The sequence below is a fragment of the Methylovulum psychrotolerans genome (genome assembly GCF_002923755.1).
Taxonomy (GTDB): Bacteria; Pseudomonadota; Gammaproteobacteria; order Methylococcales; family Methylomonadaceae; genus Methylovulum; species Methylovulum psychrotolerans.
The window spans coordinates 498,733-511,998 of record NZ_PGFZ01000001.1 but is presented as its reverse complement, the minus strand read 5'-3'; the positions used below and the strand labels follow the sequence as shown (position 1 = coordinate 511,998).

The following is a 13,266-nucleotide window of genomic DNA, read 5'->3' as shown; positions in this document are numbered from 1 at the left end:
TTGCCGCTTGATCCTGCGCTTCTCGGTTTTGTCGGGGGTCGGCAGAGTGGGCTCCTGCCCACCTGCCGACGCGCGGCATCCTTGCCGCGCCCCTTCGGGCTGATCCCGACAAAACCTGCGATGCTCGGCGCGGCAAACGGGAGTAAAGCACGTTACTGCGTAACGTCAGTGATGATAAGCGATTATAGCGCATACCAAAATGAATGTTTGTTTTGCCTTATGGCTTTGAGGCTGATTTTGTGGCGAAAACCCGCCCTATCGGCCAGAACGGGCATGGTTAAATATGATAGCTCATGATAAAATTTAAGCCCTTCAATCAGCTAACGCTTTTCAACGGCTTTTCACGCCTTTATAAAACAACCCAGGCTCCTTCCGCCACCCGCCTGAGTTTATCTTTACTTACCCACTTGAGAAACTATCTTGATGAAAATATGCACACTTTTTGCCAGTACGTTATTGCTTTCCGTCGCTGTTGGCAATACTTATGCAACCACCTACAACATGCCGCCGACGCCTGGTGACCGGGTCATTACCCAATATCCTGATGGAATGCCGTTGACCCGCGCCGAACAAGATGAAACGCTGCTGGATGTCGCCCGACAATTTCTGTTGGGTCAGATGGAAATCGTCAGATTAAACCAAGACGTAGACCGCTGGCGTGTTAAAAAAGGTGAGATTGTCCGTGTTTCTAACCGACGGATTTTGCCGGATACCCCGCATGAAGGCATTACCTTAAATATTTCCGAATACCGCATGTACTATTATCCGCCTAACCAGCCGGGTGTCGTCATGTCGTTTGCCCATGGTATCGGGCGGCAAGACTGGAAAACGCCGTTAGGCAAAACCAGCATTGCGCGTAAGGTTAAAGACCCGGTTTGGCATCCGCCGGAGTCCATCCGCCGCGAACATGCCGCTAATGGTGATCCCTTGCCTGAAATTGTCCCCGCCGGGCCACATAATCCGCTGGGCGCTTTCGCGCTGTATCTAAATTTACCGGGCGAATACCGTATCCACGGTACCGACATCGACAAAATTTACGGTATCGGGATGCAGATTACCCACGGCTGTGTACGGATGTACCCGGAAGATATTGCGGAATTATACAAAACGGTCGATGTAGGTACGCCAGTTTATATGGTCAAACAGCCAATTAAGGTCGGCTGGTTGGATAACGTCCTATACATCGAAGCGCACCCTGATTTGGAAGGCGAAGAGATGACCCAAGACCAACGCTATGCGGTGGCCTTGCAGTTGATCCAAAAAGCCAACAACAATGAAATCCCCGATTTCGACCAAACCATCTTGAATGAGGCCTTGACGAAATTGGACGGCGATCCGGTAGCCCTGTACGAACGTTTGCCGCCATTGGAAGAAGCCACCCCAGCAGTACCGCCGACAGCGGCGCCTATTTTGCCCGTTAAACCTGTCAAAGCCGCTTTTTCCGCACCCGCCAAGCCGTTACCTGTAAAAGCTAAACCCGATCTTGCCAAGCCCGTGTTGGCTAAAGCGGATAAAAAAGTGCTGAAAAAGGCCGCAGGCAAACCGATAGACGCACTGCCTGTCGCCGCCAAATCGGTAAAAGGCAAAACCGTCACCGCTAAAGCCAACTCCAGCAAAGCCCCGGCTAAAGCGGTGGCGGCCGCGCCAAAAGCCAAAGCCGCCACCAAAGTAGCGGCTATTAAACCGGCTCCAGCGCGTAAAGGCTCACCCGGCGGCTATCATCACGGGTCTTGATGTTGGCGCGGCAGCATTAAGAGGGCTTGGACGTGTTGTTTTTAGGCATTTTCCAAGCCTGTCTGCCACCAGTAAACAACAAGCGGACGCATGTCCCTTCGGTACCGCTTAAGGTCAACTGCGCATTGTGCAAGTCGGCAATTTCTTTAACAATTGCCAGCCCTAGGCCGCAACCGTTGCCGGGGCTGCCCGGAATACGGTAAAAGCGTTCGGACACTTTCGCTAATTCAGTATCGGGTATGCCAGGGCCGTTATCGGTCACGCTCAGGCAAATGTCGGGGCTAGCCTCTAAGCTCACCACAACGCTACCTTGGGGGCGGCCATAGGTGAGTGCGTTATCCAATAAGTTAGCCAGCAATTCGCGTAACAACACCTCATCCCCCTGTACCCACAGGCTGTCTTCTTGGCCGTCAAAACTCAATTCCATTTTATTTTGCAAGGCCTTAGGCACCCAATCCATACAGGTGGTTTTAGCTAAAGCACATAAATCGACTATGCGTAACTCATGGCCACCACTAATCGGTTCCGAACGGGCCAACACCAAAAGCTGCGCAGTCAAATGAGACATGCGGTCGGCACTGCTTTGCACCTGCATTAAGGCAGGCTGCATGGCGGCAATGTCTTGCTCACGCAACGCCCGTTCCGCCTGTATTTTTAAACCCGCCAGCGGGGTGCGTAATTGGTGGGCGGCATTGGCAATAAAGCGTTGCTGGGTAGCAATCGCCAAGGTCAATTGCGCCAAAAGCGCATTGATGGTGTCGGTTAATGTCCGCACTTCCAGAAAAACGTGGCTTTCCGGTATAGGGCTTAAATCGCGTGATGGGCGGCCGGCAATATGGTCGGCTAAGGTGTGCAGCGGTTGTAGACCCCGCTTTAAACCTGACAGCAAATACATGGCGGTGACGATAACAAACACCAATTGCGGGATTAAATCCGCCAATAAAATATCCATCATCATGGCGCGGCGTTTGTTGAGGGTTTCCGCGACATGGATAAACACTTGCCCGGGGTTGTCAAGAAAACGGATGCGCATCGATACAATACGCACCGGTTCGCCATACAGCGTGGCGTTAAAATACACCTGCCGCGACCAATCAATAGGTGCCGTTAAGGGTTCGGGAACTTGCGGGTCACCTGCCAATGTTTCCCCTTCGCTGGAGACGATTTTAAAATACGTTTCGTCCTGTTCGTCCCATTTGATGATTTCCAGCGCTTCAGGCGGCAATTCGACGACGATTTTATTGTGTTTGATTTTAATTTCTTGCCCTAAAGAACGTGCCGAATCCAACAGCCAACGGTCATAAGCCTGATCGACATAATGCACGGTGACAAAATACGACAGTACGGTATCGACCACGACAAAAACAATCAGCGGGATAACCAAACGGAACAGGATTTTGGTTTTCAGGCTTTTGGTTTTTTGCAGTTTAAGCGCCGTCATGGCTGGCCTCCAGCAAATAACCCAAACCGCGCACGGTGCGGATGGCCACACCATAAGGCCCGATATGTTTGCGTAGCCTATGGATATTAATTTCAATGGCGTTGTCGCTGATGCCTTCGGCATCGTGCGACAAACGTTGGGCAAGCCGATCCTTTCCGACCACTTTTCCGGCTTGTATCAGCAAAATCTCCAATACCCCATATTCACGCGCCGATAAAAGGAAGGGTTGGTTATCGGCCAGAATCGTTTGCTTCTGGGTGTCCAACGTCAGTTGGCCAATACGGATGTGGTGGTCAAAGCCGCCATAGCAGCGGCGTATCAAGGCTTGGATGCGGGCTTCCAATTCGCGCAGTTCGAAGGGTTTGGTCAAATAATCATCAGCGCCCTGTTCAATGCCGTCAATCCGGTCGTTGACGCTATCGCGGGCGGTCAAAATAATGATGGGCAAGGACAGCTTCCGGTGGCGGAAGCGCCGCAGCAATTGCAAGCCGTCCACATCAGGCAAACCCAAATCCATCACAATCAGGTCAAAATCTTGGCTGTCAACCAATTGCTCGGCCAGCCGCGCCGTCGCGGCGGTGCTGACACAGTAGCCGCTGCCGGCCAAGGTATGTAATAAACCATCGGCTAAAACAGCATCATCTTCTATCAATAAAATATTCATGAGCAATGGACTGCTGAAAGGTTTATGAAAGGTTGGGCCATTAAGATAAGACTTAACCGGAACGGATATGTGGTGACTGCTTGAGTGCGCATAAAAAACCCGACGGAGAATGAGTAAAGATAGCCAACGCTAGCCTTAAGTTTAAGGATGGATAACATGATACATAAACACGCCGCGTATTACCTACAGCATTTAAAAAGCGACCTGCCGGCCGGACTGGTCGTGTTTTTGGTGGCCTTACCCTTGTGCTTGGGTATCGCCTTAGCATCGGGTGCACCGTTATTTTCTGGACTGATTGCCGGCATGGTCGGCGGCTTAGTCGTATCTTGGTTAAGCGGTTCGCAATTATGCGTTTCCGGACCCGCAGCGGGGCTTACCGTCATCGTCATGACCGCCATCCAAACTTTAGGCAGTTTTCAGGCTTTGCTGGTGGCCTGTATTTTGGCGGGGATGATGCAGCTTGCTTTGGGGTACTTAAGAGCCGGGATTATCGGGGCATTTTTTCCGGCAGCAGTTATCGAAGGTATGTTGGCGGCTATCGGCCTGATTTTGATTATTAAACAAATACCCCACGCTACCGGTTACGATAGCCATTATGAGGGCGATGAAAGCTATATGGACGAGACTGCCCAGGCCAGCTTTTTGGATGTTTTCAGCGCCTTAAACGGTATTTCGCCGGGAGCGGTCATTATCAGCACAGTGGCCTTAGTCTTGTTAATTGTTTGGGGATTGCCTGCCTTAAAACGTTTGCCCCTATTAGCGCGTATTCCTGGGCCTTTAATGGCGGTGGTCTGGGGGGTGGCTTATCAGCTTATCTGTACACGCTTTGCCCCTGAATGGGCGGTCAGCGCCAAACATCTGGTTAATTTGCCGGTGTCGGCAAGTCCTGGTGATTTTCTCAGTTATTTCACCCTGCCAAATAGTGGCTATTTGGCGCATTTGTCTAATCCGCAACTTTACGTCACGGCGGCGACTATCGCGGTGATTGCCAGTTTGGAAACGCTGTTGAGCCTGGAAGCGACAGATAAGCTGGATCCATTAAAACGTTTGGCCCCCACTAACCGTGAGCTGAAAGCGCAAGGGGTCGGCAATATCCTCAGCGGCTTATTGGGGGGCTTGCCGATTACGGCGGTCATCGTCCGCAGTGCCGCGAATATTAATGCGGGCGGTAAAACCCGTATCGCCTGCTTTTCCCATGGCTTGCTCTTATTATTAAGCGTCGTGTTTTTGGCGGAATATCTGAACGGCATCCCTTTGGCTTGTTTGTCGGCCATTTTGCTGCATACCGGTTATAAGCTGGCGAATCCCCGTCTGTTCAGGCAATTTTACCGCAAAGGCATGAATCAGTTTTTGCCTTTTGTGATCACAGTGCTGGCCATTTTAAGCACGGATTTATTGGCAGGTATGGCTATCGGCATGGTTATTGGCTTGTTTTTTGTTATGAAAGCCAATTATCATGCTGCCATTACCCTCATTCAGGAAGGTACACACCTTACCCTGATGTTTAATAAAGACGTGTCATTTTTAAATAAGGCCTTGCTCAGAAAGTTGATTTTGCGGATTCCGGCCAATAGCACGGTGATGCTTGATGCGCGTAAAGCCGGCTTTATTGATCATGATATTATGGAAATTTTAAATAATTTTTTGGCCACTGCGCCGGATGACGGTATTAGCGTCGAGATCATAGACTTATATGGCAAAGAAAAAATACACCAGCACCAAGCGATTGTCATTAAAGGCTGACCCGCTAAGTAACCCTAGGATTTTACCCAATGACTGACCCACACTTAACCCGCCCCCATTCTATTTGGGCGCATTTAAAAGACGATGTTTCTGCCGGGATTGCGGTCTTTTTGGTCGCGCTGCCGCTCTCTTTAGGCATAGCCTTAGCGTCCGGCGCACCGCTTTTTTCTGGCCTGATTACCGGCATTATCGGTGGGCTGTTGGTTGCCCCATTAAGCAAATCGGCATTGGGCATCAGCGGTCCGGCGGCAGGCTTGGCGGTGCTGGTCTTGTCATCTATTGAAGAGCTGGGCTTTCATGCATTTTTGTTGGCGGTCATTATTGCCGGATGCTTACAAATCCTTATGGGGCTGGTTAAGGCTGGGGGCATTTCGGGGTATTTTCCGAGTTCGGTAATCAGCGGCATGTTGTCGGGTATCGGCATTATCTTGTTCCTGAAACAAATCCCCCATGCGGTCGGTTATGACCGCGATTATGAAGGGGATTTCCGTTTTGTCCAAAGTGACAGCTATTCGTCGTTCAGCGAATTGCTGCACATGTGGGAATCTACGTCACCGACGGCTATGGTCATTGCTTTAGTGTCGCTGCTTATACTGATCCTTTGGGAACGGCCCTTTATGCAGCGTTACCATTTTTGCCAATGGATGCCGAGAGTGCTGGTCGCCATTATTGTCGCTATTGGCCTTAATCAAGGGCTGTTGGTTTATCGGCCAGAGTGGGCGTTAACGGGCGGGCATCTGGTGGTTTTACCGATGATGAACACGCTCGGCGATTTTATCAGCCAACTGAATGCCCCTGATTTTGGCGCTTTCCGGCAAGCGAATGTCTATAAGGCGGCGGTGACGTTGGCGATAGTAGCAAGCTTGGAGACCTTGTTGGCGGTCGAAGCGATAGACAAGCTCGATGCCTACAGGCGTTCGACCCCCTCTAACCGGGAATTGATGGTGCAGGGGATCGGCAATATCAGTGCCGCGTTGTTAGGTGGCTTACCCATGACCCAGGTCGTTGTGCGCAGTTCGTTCAATGTTCAATTAGGGGCGAAATCGCGGGTATCGGCCTTTATTCAAGGGGTGTTGCTGTTACTGACTGTCATCTTAATCCCGACGCTGTTACACAAAATTCCGTTGGCGTGTTTGGCGGCCATTTTGCTGGTGGTTTCCTACAAAATGGCCCGTCCGCAAACGGTCAAAGACATGTATCAAGCTGGGCTTTATCATTTTATCCCCTTTTGTGCGACGATTATCGGCATGGTGTTGACCGATATTTTAATCGGGTTAGCGATTGGCCTGGTTATCGCGTTAGTGTCGATTTTACTGGAAAACCATAAAAACTCGTTTTATTTCCAGAAAATGCGCGTCGGTAACAAAACTATCCTGCGTCTGTCTGAACATGTCTCATTTTTGAACAAAGCCAATATCCAAAAAACCTTGCAAGCCTTGCCTGCCCATTCACAAGTGGTCATTGATGCGACGCGCTCAAAATACATTGATTATGATGTCTACGAAATTCTTGAGCGGTTCCGGCAAGAAGCCCCGCTCCGGCATATCGGCTTGACGTTGCAAAACCTGCGCGGTTACGGCTCATTGCCGCCAGTGACTAACGCAGGGCCGACTACCTATAATGACCAACAAGCCTTAACACCCGCTCAGGTATTGGCGATATTAAAAGAAGGCAACGAGCATTTTGTCAATAATCTGGCATCCAACCGCAATTTGCTGGAGCAGGTTAATGATACCCGTCAAGGGCAGTTCCCTATTGCCATCATCTTAAGCTGCATGGATTCGCGCACTTCGGTCGAATTGATTTTCGATCAAGGCTTGGGCGATATTTTCAGCACCCGGGTGGCGGGTAATGTCATTAACGACGATATTCTCGGCAGTATGGAATATGCCTGTAAAATCGCCGGATCGAAACTGATTGTAGTGTTAGGGCATTCGCATTGCGGGGCGATTAAAGGCGCGTGCGACCACGTCCAGCTTGACCATTTGACGGGCTTATTGGCAAAAATCCAACCCGCCGTGACGGCGGTCAGTGCCGAAACAGGCCGTACAGTCAGTGCCGCCGACCCTGACTTGGTGCAGCAAGTCGCCGATAAAAGCGTATTATTGACGGTCGCGCAAATTAAAGCGCGTAGCCCTTTATTGAACGGGATGCTGGCCAGTGGCGAATTGGGTATTGTCGGGGGTATGTATGATATTGAAACCGGAAAAGTGCAGTTTTATGAGGGTGATGGGCTTAACGGGTAGTGCCTCTGTCCGGCTAGGCCTTGCCGCTTGTCTCAAGCGGCAAGGCCTGCGGATACGCTGATTTTGTGCAGGATTATTTTTTGATAATGGCTTTGTCGTCGATAAGCAATTCAGAAATGCCGCCTAAGGAGGCTTTTAAGGTGCAACTGGCGGTTTTAAAGCCGCCGGTTTTGCTGTTTTCCCCGACCCATTTCAAGGTAATGTATGTTTCTTTATCGCTGACAGTTTCGGAAGGGAAAAACACTTGTTCCCCTGTGGCTTTTTTGATTTCCACCGGACATTTTTGGCTGGCCATGGTTTGGATGGCAACGTAATTCCTGATCATAGATGCCGCTTCCATTTCTTCTTTGGACTGTTGCTTATTGGTGCCGACCATAATGAACCCGGCAGCAAATACGGCGGCAACGGCCAACATAACTTTCATCGTCTCAGACATGGGTGTTTCCTCGTTATTATTTTCTGTGTTGGAATAGGGATGTCGTGTTACCGACAAGGTTAGGCATAACCTGCGGGGATATGCCGTGAAGCTTAAAACTCAATGCCTTGTTCGGCTTTAATGCCTTGCTCATAAGCATGTTTAACCTTGCCCATCTCGGTGACAGTATGCGCTATGGCCAACACTTCGGGGGCGGCATTGCGTCCGGTCAAAATCAGGTGCATCCAAGGCGGCTTATGGTCACGGATAAAATCGGCAATTTCTTGCCCGGAAATCCAGTTATAGCCGCAGCAGTAGTTAATTTCGTCCAATAGCACGACATCAAACGCTTGCGAGAGGATTTTCTCTTGGCTAAATTCCCATATCGCCCGACTGGTCTTAATGTCTTGCTCAGGATTTTTGGTATCCCAGGTGAAACCGTCGCCTAAGGCGTGCCATTCGATATTGTCAAAACGGGCGGCGGCTTTTTGTTCGCCGGTTTGCCATTGGCCTTTAATGTATTGGATGACACAGACTTTCATATCCCACCCGGCAGCCCGGAACACCATGCCTAAGGCACTGGAGGACTTGCCTTTACCTTCTCCGGTATTGACCAATACCACCCCTTGCCGTCTGTCTCTGGATTTCATCATTGTTCCCTTAGTTGGTTATGCCGCCATTTTAACGCATCAGGCACTTTCAATCATGGTAAAGTTATCATATTCTGTGTGGTTTTAGATTTTTATTAAGGCCCGATCATCAAGTTTTTCATAAAACCCGTTTTGAAGCGGGAAGGGAACCAACGGCGGCAGGCTTTTTTAGACAGGCAGTGTGCCAAGTTTGCGGTGCAGCTGGCTCTGCCCCGAAAACCCATCCGGCAAACCAGCAGCGCACTGAACATTTTTTGCGGTTTGGACAGCGTGGATACTTTTCCTAAAATTGTATCCAGTAGCGGCATGGGTCTCTTTATGATACTCCCCATATTTTAGACCAGCAGTTAAGATAGAAAGCCTTACCCAAAAAGGCAAACTAAACTATGGCAAATGTACGCAAGAACCACACAACGGAATTTAAAGCCAAAGTGGCCGTTGAGGCGATCCGCCAACAAAAAACGGTTAACGAACTGACCAGCGAATACGGTGTCCACGCCACCCAGATCAACCTCTGGAAAAAGCAGGCGTTGGCGGTGATCCCGGAAGCCTTCAGCGGCAAAAAGGAAAAGGCACGGGACAACCAGCAACAGGACATTGACGAGCTGCACCGTCAGATAGGCCAGCTCATCGCCGAACGGGACTGGCTGAAAAAAAAGTCCTCGGCCAGCCATTAGCGGCAAGGCAACCAGGGATTGACCCGCAAGACCCACAGTTCAGTGTTCGGCAGCAATGCCACCTACTGGGCATTAACCGTTCGTCCCTGTACTACCAACCAGCGGGTGAAAACCAGGAAAACCTGGCGCTGATGCGGCTGTTGGACGAACAATACACCCGGACACCCTGTTATGGGGTATTGAAAATGGTGGCGCATTTGCGCAACCTGGGTCATGTGGTGAACGCCAAGCGGGTCAGGCGTTTGCTGCGGAAGATGGGGCTGGAGGCGGTGTACCAGAAACCCAACACCAGCCAGCGGAACCCGGAACATAAAGTCTACCCCTACCTGTTGCGCGGACTGGTGATTGACCGTTGCGACCAAGTGTGGAGCACCGATATCACCTATATCCGGCTGGCATCAGGCTTTGTCTACCTGATGGCGGTGATTGACTGGTACAGCCGGTACGTCCTGGGCTGGGCGTTGAGTACCACCTTGGATGCGGATTTCTGCATTGAAGCCGTCGGCAATATAACCGAACGCCAGCAATGCGACATCTTCAACACCGACCAAGGTTCGCAGTTCACCACGCCCCGTTTTACCCAGCCGCTGCTGGACAAAGGCATAAAGGTCAGCATGGACGGGCGTGGTCGGGCATTGGACAATATTTTTGTCGAGCGGCTCTGGCGGACGGTCAAGTATGAGCATGTGTACTTGCAGGATAGGCATACCGTCCAGGAAACGTGGGTAGGACTGAGGGATTTCTTCCACTTTTACAATCATGAACGGCTACATCAATCATTGGGCTATCGGACACCCGCTGACGTGTATTTAGCCAGGCGTTATGAAAAAGATGAAACAACCCATTTTTATCAACCGGCTTCTATCTTAATCTTATGAGATTTTGGTCTAGACAATGGGGAGTACCTTACTTCTTTATCATGAGAGGGCTGAAATTATATTTTCTTCTATTTTCAAAAATTTTCCGAAGTATTAGTTATAATGCCTGTCGCTAAATGACATAATTTTTTGGGCAAGACGATTAATCTCCCCCCTTTCTTTTTAAATTTGTAAGAGAAACAGTCTATGAACGCGAGTCCCAAACATCCTTATAAAGAACAGCCAGATAAAGCTTTTTGGAAAAAAACGGTTAGCGACCAATATCCTTTGGATATAAAAGGCTGGTATTCGAAAAAGTTTCCTATTGCAAATCAGCTTATTGCGGCATCAGGTAGTTGTTTTGCCCAACATATCGGCAACCAGCTAAAAGATCAAGGATTTAACTTTATGGACGTGGAACCTGCCCCGCCATTTTTGGATAAAGCAAGCCATCTTGATTTCGGTTATGGAATGTATTCGGCACGTTATGGAAATGTGTACAGTTCCAGGCAATTGCTACAGTTGTTTCAACGGGCGTTTGGTGAATTTGTGCCTGAAGAAAATGCTTGGCCTAAAGAGGGTGGCTATGTTGACCCTTTCCGGCCAACGATTGAACCAACACCTTTCGTTAGCATAGAAGAGCTCACTGTTCATAGGGATTATCATTTGCAGTGTGTCAGAAAACTATTTCAAGAAGCGCAGGTTTTTATTTTTACGTTAGGGCTAACAGAAGTTTGGGTGTCTACACAAGATGGTTCGGTATATCCGATAGCGCCCGGTGTTTCCGGGGGCGTGTATGACCCTAACAAATACCAGTTGGTGAATTTGTCCTATGAAGATGTTGTTGAGGACATGACTAACTTTTTGAAAATGGTTCGCCGCGTTAATAAAAAAATGCGTTTCATTCTGACCGTTTCCCCCGTTCCGTTGATGGCGACAGCCACTGATGAGCAAGTGGTTGTCGCAACGATGTATTCTAAATCAGTATTGCGTGCCGCTGCCGGTTTTCTCGAAAAGCAATATCGTTTTGTGGATTACTTTCCTTCTTATGAGATTATTTCTTCCCCGGTTATGCGCGGACAATTTTATAATCCTGATATGAGAACGGTATCTGGTTATGGCGTTGACTACGTTATGAAGCAATTCTTTAAAGAACATCAAAAAAAGCAAAAGCCCAAAAATCTTGATGTCAACAAAGCTAAGCAGGCTGACACGAGGGATGAGGATGACGTGCGCTGTGATGAAGAATTATTGGCTGTTTTTGGGGATTAATCTATGAAAACGATGATTACAGGCGATTCGCATGCCGGCGCATTGAAAAAAGGTTTGGATATTTTAATCGCCCAAGAAAATTGGCCTACAGCACAGGAAATGAAAATAACAAGGATAGATGGGGCTAATAATTTGCTTGTCCCCTACTTTGTTGATCGGGGTGACCGCGCTGAACTTATCTATCAAAAATATGTAAAGAACTTGCCGGTTACGGCAGAAGAAGGCCACTATGACTACTATGGCTTGTGCGCACCGTTACATGCGAGCAATTTATGGCGGAAGCAAAACTATTGGCCTGGTTTCACACCTTTTGCAGACAAAGCTGACGGGGATCAGGGCTTAATTCCCGTGTCAACAGCATTGTTGAAGCAAGCGGTTTTCCAAGAACAGGCTTATACTATCCAATTGCTTGAATTGTTGCAACGCGTAGGTGTTAAGCTGTTTGTTGTTGAAGCGCCTAGGCCGTTTAGACACCATAAGATACTGTCTAAGGTGCCCCCAGAAACCGTTATGTATATCGACACCTTTTATAAAAACCTCATCAAAGAATGGTTATCGTCAAAAGATATAGCTATTATAGAAGTACCCAAGGAGTGTTATGATGAAGAAGGATTTATGCTCGACCAATTCAGGGGGAGATCAGAAACGGATATGTTGCATGGCAACGAAGAGTTTGGTGTATTGATGATCCATGAAGTCCTTAAATTTTTACAATCGAAAAGCTGATTAGGGTTTCTGGCCTTTTATACCAGTTGCCGACGGCATGAAATGTCGAATGGGTTATGGCTTGCTGATAGTCAGTCCGATTCCTCAAGGTAACCTAATCACTGTAACAGTGGGGTCATAAAGTTATGATGAAAGCAATAGTCATGGGGTCTATGTTGTTTTGGGGCGGTGTGTCCATGGCAAATCAATCCCTACATAAAAACCGCCTGTTCATTCTTTCCGGGCAATCAAATATGGCCCGCCTTAACCCAGACGACACCTTTACGCCAACCCTGCAAAAAGCTTTTCCAAACGATCATGTTGTTGTCATTAAAGATGCCCAAGGCGGACAACCGATTAGCCGCTGGACTAAACCTTCCGCATCATCTGAAGGGAATCTGCAATCGAAGGTAGGCGATTTGTACGACAGATTGCTAAGTACCGTCAAAGTCAGTTCAGCCGACGGCCATTTTGATACGGTGACATTTGTTTGGATGCAAGGGGAGAGCGATGCCAACAAGCGCCAAGGGGAGCAATATGAAAGTAAATTACGCGCAGTTATTGGCCAGCTCAAGCAGGATATGCAACGGGATGACCTTTATGTGATAGTGGGACGCATTAGTGATTTTGGTTTCAAGCGGCAAGATAAAAAAAGCGATTGGGAGAAAGTGCGCAATGCCCAAGTCCATATAGCCGAAACCGATAACCACGCCACTTGGGTCGATACCGATGACCTTAATGGCGGGATGGATAGGCTGCATTATACCGATGAGGGTTATAAAACATTGGGCGAAAGGTTTGCGCAGGCGGCAATTACTCTGATTAAGAAAAATGGCAGTTAAGGTTCTCTACGGCTAAGGAA

Annotated in this window: 11 protein-coding genes; 7 read left to right on the top strand and 4 right to left on the bottom strand. The window is 48.9% G+C overall.

Features of this window, described 5'->3' with window-relative positions:
- Positions 1-423 precede the first annotated feature (423 nt).
- Entirely contained in the window at positions 424-1,734 is a 1,311-nt protein-coding gene (locus tag AADEFJLK_RS02395; RefSeq protein WP_103973176.1) for a L,D-transpeptidase family protein, read from the top strand.
- A gap of 16 nt (positions 1,735-1,750) precedes the next feature.
- Here AADEFJLK_RS02395 and AADEFJLK_RS02390 read toward each other — a convergent pair whose 3' ends face one another.
- Both AADEFJLK_RS02390 and AADEFJLK_RS02385 read right to left on the bottom strand, forming a co-directional pair.
- On the bottom strand, positions 1,751-3,175 hold the full coding sequence (locus AADEFJLK_RS02390; RefSeq protein ID WP_232463790.1) for a sensor histidine kinase N-terminal domain-containing protein: 1,425 nt from the start codon (positions 3,173-3,175) through the stop codon (positions 1,751-1,753).
- Positions 3,162-3,839: a response regulator gene (locus tag AADEFJLK_RS02385; RefSeq protein WP_088619041.1), complete on the bottom strand. Its 678-nt coding sequence runs from the start codon at positions 3,837-3,839 to the stop codon at positions 3,162-3,164. Before AADEFJLK_RS02385 ends, AADEFJLK_RS02390 begins: the two co-directional genes overlap by 14 nt.
- A gap of 156 nt (positions 3,840-3,995) precedes the next feature.
- Here AADEFJLK_RS02385 and AADEFJLK_RS02380 point away from each other — a divergent pair, with 156 nt between their 5' ends.
- Both AADEFJLK_RS02380 and AADEFJLK_RS02375 read left to right on the top strand, forming a co-directional pair.
- The gene (locus AADEFJLK_RS02380) at positions 3,996-5,582 is read left to right on the top strand and encodes a SulP family inorganic anion transporter (RefSeq protein ID WP_103973593.1); all 1,587 of its coding nucleotides are present in this window, start codon (positions 3,996-3,998) and stop codon (positions 5,580-5,582) included.
- 29 nt (positions 5,583-5,611) lie between these two features.
- Positions 5,612-7,828 (top strand): bifunctional SulP family inorganic anion transporter/carbonic anhydrase, encoded by a 2,217-nt coding sequence (locus tag AADEFJLK_RS02375; RefSeq protein ID WP_103973175.1) that lies wholly within the window; start codon positions 5,612-5,614, stop codon positions 7,826-7,828.
- 73 nt (positions 7,829-7,901) lie between these two features.
- Here the strand turns inward: AADEFJLK_RS02375 and AADEFJLK_RS02370 are convergent, their stop codons facing one another.
- A complete protein-coding gene (locus tag AADEFJLK_RS02370) occupies positions 7,902-8,264 on the bottom strand; it encodes a hypothetical protein (RefSeq protein WP_103973174.1) in 363 nt (120 codons plus the stop codon).
- A gap of 92 nt (positions 8,265-8,356) precedes the next feature.
- A complete protein-coding gene (gene cobO, locus AADEFJLK_RS02365; RefSeq protein ID WP_088619038.1) occupies positions 8,357-8,893 on the bottom strand; it encodes a cob(I)yrinic acid a,c-diamide adenosyltransferase in 537 nt (178 codons plus the stop codon).
- A gap of 386 nt (positions 8,894-9,279) precedes the next feature.
- Between cobO and AADEFJLK_RS02355 the strand changes: the two genes are divergently transcribed.
- The 4 genes from AADEFJLK_RS02355 to AADEFJLK_RS02340 all read left to right on the top strand — a co-directional run bounded on the left by AADEFJLK_RS02355 (position 9,280) and on the right by AADEFJLK_RS02340 (position 13,246).
- A protein-coding gene (locus AADEFJLK_RS02355) for an IS3 family transposase (RefSeq protein WP_103973172.1) occupies positions 9,280-10,448 on the top strand; the annotation gives its coding sequence in 2 pieces (ribosomal slippage) (positions 9,280-9,553 and positions 9,553-10,448; 1,170 coding nt in all).
- A 186-nt stretch (positions 10,449-10,634) separates the two neighbouring features.
- The gene (locus AADEFJLK_RS02350) at positions 10,635-11,699 is read left to right on the top strand and encodes a GSCFA domain-containing protein (protein WP_103973171.1); all 1,065 of its coding nucleotides are present in this window, start codon (positions 10,635-10,637) and stop codon (positions 11,697-11,699) included.
- Between the two features lie 3 nt (positions 11,700-11,702).
- Complete coding sequence (locus tag AADEFJLK_RS02345) at positions 11,703-12,425, top strand: hypothetical protein (protein WP_103973170.1); 723 nt, start codon at positions 11,703-11,705, stop codon at positions 12,423-12,425.
- Positions 12,426-12,550: 125 nt separating this feature from the next.
- The gene (locus AADEFJLK_RS02340; RefSeq protein ID WP_103973169.1) at positions 12,551-13,246 is read left to right on the top strand and encodes a sialate O-acetylesterase; all 696 of its coding nucleotides are present in this window, start codon (positions 12,551-12,553) and stop codon (positions 13,244-13,246) included.
- Positions 13,247-13,266: the final 20 nt, after the last annotated feature.

Coding starts and splice junctions, on each gene's coding strand:
- cobO (WP_088619038.1), bottom strand. CDS start 8,893: ATGAAATCCAGAGACAGACGGCAAGGGGTGGTATTGGTCAATACCGGA.
- AADEFJLK_RS02375 (WP_103973175.1), top strand. CDS start 5,612: ATGACTGACCCACACTTAACCCGCCCCCATTCTATTTGGGCGCATTTA.
- AADEFJLK_RS02350 (WP_103973171.1), top strand. CDS start 10,635: ATGAACGCGAGTCCCAAACATCCTTATAAAGAACAGCCAGATAAAGCT.
- AADEFJLK_RS02380 (WP_103973593.1), top strand. CDS start 3,996: ATGATACATAAACACGCCGCGTATTACCTACAGCATTTAAAAAGCGAC.
- AADEFJLK_RS02370 (WP_103973174.1), bottom strand. CDS start 8,264: ATGTCTGAGACGATGAAAGTTATGTTGGCCGTTGCCGCCGTATTTGCT.
- AADEFJLK_RS02395 (WP_103973176.1), top strand. CDS start 424: ATGAAAATATGCACACTTTTTGCCAGTACGTTATTGCTTTCCGTCGCT.
- AADEFJLK_RS02385 (WP_088619041.1), bottom strand. CDS start 3,839: ATGAATATTTTATTGATAGAAGATGATGCTGTTTTAGCCGATGGTTTA.
- AADEFJLK_RS02345 (WP_103973170.1), top strand. CDS start 11,703: ATGAAAACGATGATTACAGGCGATTCGCATGCCGGCGCATTGAAAAAA.
- AADEFJLK_RS02390 (WP_232463790.1), bottom strand. CDS start 3,175: ATGACGGCGCTTAAACTGCAAAAAACCAAAAGCCTGAAAACCAAAATC.
- AADEFJLK_RS02340 (WP_103973169.1), top strand. CDS start 12,551: ATGATGAAAGCAATAGTCATGGGGTCTATGTTGTTTTGGGGCGGTGTG.